The organism is Actinoplanes sp. NPDC048791, assembly GCF_040650095.1.
Classification (GTDB): Bacteria; Actinomycetota; Actinomycetes; order Mycobacteriales; family Micromonosporaceae; genus Actinoplanes.
Genome location: NZ_JBEZGQ010000477.1, coordinates 1 through 6310, shown reverse-complemented (window position 1 = coordinate 6310; position 6310 = coordinate 1). Strand labels below are relative to the sequence as shown.

The window sequence follows — 6310 nt, the reverse complement described above, 5'->3', positions numbered from 1 at the left end:
GGCGGAGGGCGTGCGGGCACCGCCCGGTGGGCTGAGGGCGTGCGGGCACCGCCCGGTGGGCTGAGGGCGTGCGGGCACCGCCCGGTGGTGATGGGCCATGGGCAAGCGGCCGTGCGGGACCGGTCGTGGGTGGGCTCACGCGGCGAGCGGGCCGCGCCGGACCGGTGGCGGCCGTAAGCTCAGGCCGAGCGGGCGGTCGAGCCCGGCGCCTCGTCGGCCGCGGCGGCGAACTCGGTCAGGCCGCGCAGCAGTGCGGCCCGGCCGGTGGGCGACATCCGCTCCAGCACGTCGGTCAGCAGCTCACGGCGGGTGGTGCGCAGGTGTTGAAGCAGCTGGCGGGACGACGGCGTCAGGAACAACGCGATCTCGCGGCGGTCCGCCCGGCCCGGCGCGCGTTCCACCATGCCCGAGGCCACCAGGCGGTCGCAGAGCCGGCTGGCCGAGGAGAGGATCATCCGCAGCTGCGTCGCCAGGCCGCGCAGGTTGATGCCCTCCTCGCGTTCGACCACGAGCAGGGCGCTCAGCTGTGGGCCGGAGAGCAGCGGGGTGGCCCGCTGGCGGGCGGCATCCCACATCGCCAGCAGCGCGGGCGCGGCGTCGTCGACTGCCGCGGCGCGCATCGGGTCCGGCCCATCCGGCCCATGGTGTTCGGCCATGGTGCGACAGAGACTACCCGTACGCCGGAGGCTGTCGAGGGGTGGAAACCGTGTCCGACCGATTGACCGCGGTCCGGCGCGCGCTGCGCGACGCGCCGGCCGATCGCCTGGTCGAGTGCCTCGCGGAGACGGTCGCCAAGGAGTACGCGGTGACCGACCTCGACCTGCTGCTGGTCGACTACCGCCTGGCCACCCTGCTGCCGCTGCTCGACGGCCCACCGGTCACCCGGGCCGGCGATCCGGCGTGGCGCACGTTCGACCACCAGGGTGAGGTCGTCGCCGGGCACACCGGTTTTGTGCCGGTGACCGCGCGCGGCGAACGGATCGGGGTGCTGCGGTTCACACCGGTGCCCGACTCGGAGGGCACGCGGGCCGAGCTGGCCGAGGTGGCCTCGATGCTCGCGCACGAGCTGCAGGCGGCAGCCGCCGGCACAGACCGGTACGCCGTCGCGGCCCGCACCAGGCGCCTCACGCTCGCGGCGGAGATGCAGTGGGAGTTGCTGCCCGGGCGCAGCCGCACCGGCCCGTCGTTCAGCCTGGCCGGGCAGCTCGAGCCGTCGTACGCGGTGCACGGCGACAGCTTCGACTGGGCCGAGCAGGACGGGCGGCTCTACCTGAACGTTCTCAACGGCCACGGCGACGGGATGAACGCCACCCTGTTGACGTCGCTGGCCACGTACGCGTTGCGCAATGCCCGCCGCGCCGGGCTGGCGCTGGCCGACCAGGCCGCCCTCGCCGATCAGGCGGTTTTCGCCCAGCACCGCGGCGACCTGCACGTGGAGACGCTGCTGCTGGAGCTCGACCTGCGGACCGGGGTGGTGCAGGCGGTGGATGCCGGCTCGCCGCGGATGATGGTGCTGCGCGACGGTGACGTGCTGGACGAGCCGCTGGAGGCGCAGTTCCCGCTCGGCATGTTCGAGACCTCGGAGTACCGGCCACAGACCTTCACCCTGCGACCCGGTGACCGGCTGCTGATCGTCAGCGACGGCGTCTTTGATGCCGCCAAGGAGAACAGCCGCTACGGCGAGTCCGCGTTGCACCGGTTCGTCCGGCGGACCGGTTCGCTGGCACCGTTGCAGGCGATCCGCTCGCTGCTGGGTGATCTGCGGGCCTTCGTCGGCGGTGACATGGACGACGACGCGGTGGCCGTCTGTCTCGACTGGACCGGCGGCACGACCAACTGAGACGGCCGCCGGCTCCCTCGCGGGAACCGGCGGCCGTGGTGCCTTTCAGCGGATCAGCTCTTGGCGCCCGAGCGGGACGAGATCGCCTCGAGGAAGATGTCGGCGATCTTCGCGGGGTCGGGCGCGACGAACACGCCGCCGTCGCGGGTCGCCTTGGCGATCGCTTCCAGCTCGCCGCGGTCGACCTCGTTGCCGATACCGATGATCACCAGGCGCACCGGGCGGGTCGGGTCGGCCAGCTTCTTGAGCTCGGCGACCAGGGTGGCCCGGCTGATGCCGTCGGGGTTCTTGTTGGCCCCGTCGGTGAAGAGCAGCACCGAGTTGACCCTGCCGCCCTGCCAGCTGTCCTGCACGTTCTTGTAGGCCGCCAGCGCCGTGTCGTAGAGACCGGTCTGGCCGCCCTCCTTGGGCTGGATCTTCTGGATCGAGGCGGCCAGCGCGGCCCGCCGTGAGGAGAGCGGACTGATCGGCTCGATCTGCTTCCACGGCCGCTTACCCACCAGCTCGGTGGAGAAGATCCAGGTGCCGACCGCCCACTTGTCGTCGAACAGGGCGAGACCCTGGGCGGCGGCCCGTCTGGTCACCTCGGCGCGGGTCAGGCCACCGGCCGTCGGCACCTTGGTGAGCATCGAACCGGAGACGTCGAAGACGGCGAGCGCGCGGCCCGGCAGGGTGATCGCGGCCCAGCTGCCCAGCGCCCGGTTGAGCGCGCCGGCGTCCAGGCCCGCCGCGGCGGCGCCCTCGGAACCACCGGCGGGCTTGGCCACGGCGGGTGAGGCCGGCGGCGCGCCGACCGGGGCCGCGAAGCCGTTGCCGACCGTGCCGTCGGCGGCCCGCAGGCCCGATGCGGCCAGCTCGTTCTTGAAGCTGGGCTGCTCCAGCGCCTGCCGCAGACCGGTCGCGGCCGCGGCCTTGGTCAGGTCGACCTCGGGCATGACCGCGTACGGGTAGTCCAGCGCCGGCGGCGTCGGCTCGAGGTAGAGCGCCGCGAGCTTCACCTCCGGGCGTTCCGCGTTGTACGCGACCACGTCCTCCTCGGACAGCGGTGCGGCGCTGATGCTGCTGGCCAGGTCGGCCGCGTCGAGCGAGCGGGGGAACTTCTGCAGCAGGTCGTCGCGCAGCGAGGAACTGCCGGCGGCGAGCGCGCGCAGGGCGCCGACCTGGGTGGCCTTGGCCGCCGGGTCGGTGCCGGTGGCGCTGCCCAGGGCCAGCAGACCGGCCAGCCCGGCCGCGTCACGGGTCGGGTCCACGATGCCGGTGCGCAGCGAGTTGCCGGTGGTGATCTTGGCCAGCAGGTCGGACCAGGCGAGCTTCTTGTCGGGCCAGCCGACCTGCTGGGCGACCGGCTCCGGCATGGCGACCACGACCGGGCTGCGGGCGATCGACTTGCCGTCGGTGGGCACGAAGCCGGAGGCCTCGGAGCGCAGCCGCAGCAGCCAGGTCGACGAGTCCGGCAGCCACACGTCCGGGACCAGCGACGACTTACCCGCCGGGGGAAGACCGGTGAGCGTGACACCGTGCTTGAGCGCCAGGGCCGAGGCCGTGGTCGCGGGGTTGACGCCGGTCACGTTCACGGCGACACAGGTTCCGTTGACACTGGCACCACCGGAAGCCCACTGCTGAGCAGCGCGGTCCACGGCGGGGGCGATCTCGGGAGCGGCAGCGACGGTCAGCTTGATCTGACCGGAGCACTTGTCCGCGGCGAGACTCTGATAGCCGAGCCAGGAACCAGCGAGGACGACAACGATCGCCATCGCTGATGCGACGACGCCGGCTCCTCTGAGATTGAAGTTTCTGCGATGGCGGCCTGACACGCGCTCCATACTGCGCAGTAGGAGACGCGAATGCCATATACGTTCGGACGAAAGTTACTCGGATTGGGGTTTTCCCGTACTTAATTCACGTTACGTGATGAAGCCAATCCGGGCCGTGCAGGCTAGCCGGTGATCGGATTCCAGCGCAGCACGCACGTCGGACTTCCCTCGGCCACCGGATCGCCCTGGGACTGCGGGATGCCGGTATCCGGGTCGATCCGGAAGATCGTGACGTTATGTGAACGCTCGTTGGCTACGTACAGGTGATCCCCGAGCAGGGCCAGGTGCCGCGGCCACTGCCCGCCGGTCGCCACCTCGGCGATCAGAGTGCCGCCGTCCGGCTCCCAGGCGAACACCGCGACCGTGTCGGGCCCGCGGTTGGCCACGTACACGAAGCGGCCGTCGCGGCCGGTCGCCAGCTCCGAAGGATAGTTCGACTTGTCGGAGCTGCTCGCCGCCCCGCCGGCCAGTTGCAGGCTGCCGTCCGAAGTGTCCGGTCGGTACCAGGTCAGGTCGCCGGTGAGCTCGCCCACCAGCAGCAACGCGCCGTCGATCGCATACCGCAGGTGGCGTGGACCGGTGCCGGGCGTCGCCACGATCGCGGCGCCGACCAGGGTCAACCGGCCTGACACCGGGTCGAGCCGGGCCCGCCACACCCGGTCCGAGCCCAGATCGGAGATCAGCACGTCCGGGCCGAACGGAACCGGCGCGACCATGTGCGCGTGCGGCCCCTCCTGGCGGTCCGCCACCGGACCCTGCCCTTCGAACCCGAGCAGGTCACAACGCTCGCCCGGCACACCGTCGGCGTCCAGCGGGTGCACGGACACGTCGCCGCTGAGGTAGTTGGCCACCAGCAGGTGGCGGGCGTCGGCCGAGACCGCGAGGTGACACGGGGCCGAGCCGCCGGTGGACTGCACTGCCAGCGGGGTCAGTGACGCGTCCTCCGCGATCGCGAACGCGCTCACCGTGCCCGCGTCCAGCTCGTTCACCGCGTACAGCACCGGCAGCCGGGGGTGCTGGGCCAGGAAGGACGGCGACGGGGTACGGGCGACGACACCCAGCCGGGTCAGCTCGCCGGTGGCCCGGTCACGCCGCAACAGCGCGATGCCCTCCCCCTCGCCGCCACTCTCACCGGTGTAGCAGCCGAGGAAGACGTACTCGTGATTCGCGCCCATGCCCCAGATCCAATCACGGGTGGGCGGCGGGCGCGCGGACCCCCGTCAGACCCGCGCGACCGCCGCTGCTCCCCGTACCTCAGGCGTTGATCAGCTCGTAGGCGGCCTTGGTCGCCGGCTGCTGCTCGTCCGCGGCCGGCGGGGCCGGCGTGGAGGTCTTGCCGTAATCGGCGTAAGTGATCTCGTAGCTGCTGGCCTTGGTCTTGCCCGCGGCCGGGATCCGCACGACTGTCGAGGTCAGCCGTCCCTCGCCGTCCACCGTCGCCTCGAACGGCACCGCCTTGGCCTTGTCCCCCAGCGCCTTCAGCCGGGCCGGCTCGACCACCGACGAGTCGCCCAGCTGGGTCAGGTCGGTCGTGCCGGCGAAGTGCCCGGCACTGGTCTGCTGGACATCGACGATGGCCCGCAGCACCACACCGGCCTCACCCGGATCCGTCTCGTTGTCGTAGGCCACCGGCACGTCGTCGGTCTTGACCTTGGCCGGGTCGAGCAGCATCCACTTCTTGGGCAGTTTGGGCAGACCGCTCAGCCCCTCCGTACCGGTGAAGCGGATCTTGATCCAGGACTGCTTCTTCACCACCAGGTAGTCCGAGTGCAGCGTGAAGCCCGCGTCCGGTTCCTTGTACCGGAAGCCCACCCGGTAGCTCTGCTTGCTCGCGTCGAACTCACCTTCGGCCGGGGCCTCCCCGTCCTCGACCTCGAACCGGAAGCTGCCGGTCGAGGCGTCCGGCAGGGACTTCAGCAGCGCGTCCCGCGGTGCCAGCGGCTTGGCCGAGGTGGGCGCGGCCGCGTCCTCGACGGCGTCCGCGACACCACAGCCACCGGCCGCGACACTCACCGCGAGCAGGACACCCAGACCAGCCAGCCGAGCCTCAGAAACATTCATCACGTCATCGCTTTCTCTCCCGCGGCAGCCGGCCCGGCCGGTCCGCCATGTCGAGTTGACGCAGTGAAGCCTGGGTGACAGTGCTGCCACCGGGCTGCCGCTATGCTGCTGCCGGCTGCCGTTCCGCTGCCGTTTCACATACGGGCTGCTCAAGGGGGGTATCGCGGTGACCGGAACACCGTCGGACCCCGCGCTGCGGTTCGAGATCCTCGGTGACGTCCGCGCTCTGCGGGGCACCGAGGAGGTCGATCTCGGGCCGGCGAAGCAGCGTGCGGTGCTCGCCGTGCTGCTGCTGAACGCCGGACGGCCGGTGCCGACCCACCAGATCGTCGACGCCGTCTGGGGTGACGAGCCCCCGGAGAACGGCTCCAACGTGGTCCAGAAATACGTGGCCGGGTTGCGCCGGATGCTGGAGCCGGACCGCTCGCCGCGGACCCCGGGTGAGCTGATCGCGCTGGCCAACGGCGGGTACGTCCTGCGCGTCGACGCGGGCGCCCTGGACGCCGACCGGTTCCAGGCCGGCCTGGCCCAGGCCACCACCGAGCGCAAGGCCGGGCAGCTCGCCGAGGCGGCCGACCAACAGCGCGCCGATCAG

6 protein-coding genes are annotated in these 6310 nt (G+C 71.7%); 2 read left to right on the top strand and 4 right to left on the bottom strand.

The features are described from left to right. Positions 1–179: 179 nt before the first annotated feature. Positions 180–656, bottom strand: coding sequence for a MarR family transcriptional regulator (locus AB0C29_RS28520; protein WP_360826258.1), 477 nt, complete (start codon positions 654–656; stop codon positions 180–182). A 50-nt stretch (positions 657–706) separates the two neighbouring features. Between AB0C29_RS28520 and AB0C29_RS28515 the strand changes: the two genes are divergently transcribed. Continuing rightward, on the top strand, positions 707–1840 hold the full coding sequence (locus AB0C29_RS28515; protein WP_360826255.1) for a PP2C family protein-serine/threonine phosphatase: 1134 nt from the start codon (positions 707–709) through the stop codon (positions 1838–1840). Positions 1841–1893: 53 nt separating this feature from the next. Here AB0C29_RS28515 and AB0C29_RS28510 read toward each other — a convergent pair whose 3' ends face one another. From AB0C29_RS28510 to AB0C29_RS28500, 3 genes are all read right to left on the bottom strand, one after another. Continuing rightward, the gene (locus AB0C29_RS28510; RefSeq protein WP_360826252.1) at positions 1894–3594 is read right to left on the bottom strand and encodes a VWA domain-containing protein; all 1701 of its coding nucleotides are present in this window, start codon (positions 3592–3594) and stop codon (positions 1894–1896) included. Between the two features lie 182 nt (positions 3595–3776). Beyond that, positions 3777–4829 carry a lactonase family protein gene (locus AB0C29_RS28505; protein ID WP_360826249.1) on the bottom strand — a complete coding sequence of 351 codons (1053 nt, stop codon included), beginning with the start codon at positions 4827–4829 and terminating at the stop codon, positions 3777–3779. Between the two features lie 79 nt (positions 4830–4908). After that, positions 4909–5715: a hypothetical protein gene (locus AB0C29_RS28500; RefSeq protein WP_360826246.1), complete on the bottom strand. Its 807-nt coding sequence runs from the start codon at positions 5713–5715 to the stop codon at positions 4909–4911. Between the two features lie 166 nt (positions 5716–5881). Here AB0C29_RS28500 and AB0C29_RS28495 point away from each other — a divergent pair. Next, on the top strand, positions 5882–6310 hold a 429-nt coding region (locus AB0C29_RS28495), incomplete at its 3' end, for a helix-turn-helix domain-containing protein (RefSeq protein ID WP_360826243.1).

What these genes read in the sequence shown, in the direction of transcription:
- AB0C29_RS28505 (WP_360826249.1), bottom strand. Translation starts at nt 4,829, where the DNA reads ATGGGCGCGAATCACGAGTACGTCTTCCTCGGCTGCTACACCGGTGAG.
- AB0C29_RS28520 (WP_360826258.1), bottom strand. Translation starts at nt 656, where the DNA reads ATGGCCGAACACCATGGGCCGGATGGGCCGGACCCGATGCGCGCCGCG.
- AB0C29_RS28510 (WP_360826252.1), bottom strand. Translation starts at nt 3,594, where the DNA reads ATGGCGATCGTTGTCGTCCTCGCTGGTTCCTGGCTCGGCTATCAGAGT.
- AB0C29_RS28500 (WP_360826246.1), bottom strand. Translation starts at nt 5,715, where the DNA reads ATGAATGTTTCTGAGGCTCGGCTGGCTGGTCTGGGTGTCCTGCTCGCG.